1 protein-coding gene is annotated in these 412 nt (G+C 65.5%); it reads right to left on the reverse strand.

Annotation, left to right across the window (positions count from 1 at the left end):
• Positions 1-412, reverse strand: a 412-nt coding sequence (locus GWE18_RS42130; RefSeq protein WP_275191336.1) for a hypothetical protein, incomplete at both ends; no start/stop codon positions are given.

Here is a 412-nt window from a genome sequence, read left to right on the forward strand (position 1 = left end):
CTCCCAGGAGGGAGAAGTTCTGCGCTGCGCCGAGGAGCGGTGGTGCAAGCACGGTGAACGCCGCGCTGGTGCCTGGAGTCAATCCCGGGCTGCTGGCCGTCAGGGTGTATCCAACTCCCGGCTGGTTGATCGAGACAGTGGTGAAGGCGGCCATACCATTCGCGCCGGTGGCGGCCGTGATCGTTCCACCAAGCGCTCCGGTGCTCGGGTTGTTGCCGATGGCCAGGGTGATCGATGTTCCGGCTGTCGTGAAAGCGCCGCCGTCAGCCGTCATCACCGCCACCGTGACCTCCGGCACGATCGTTGAGTTGGCGACGGTGTCGCTCGGCTCATCGACAAAGGCGAGCCGGGTGGGGTTTTCGACAACCGTCGACCCGCTCGGCAGGCTCTGCTTCGTCCATGACGCGAAGAC

It is taken from the genome of Bradyrhizobium sp. CSA112 (assembly GCF_029051645.1).
Taxonomy (GTDB): Bacteria; Pseudomonadota; Alphaproteobacteria; order Rhizobiales; family Xanthobacteraceae; genus Bradyrhizobium.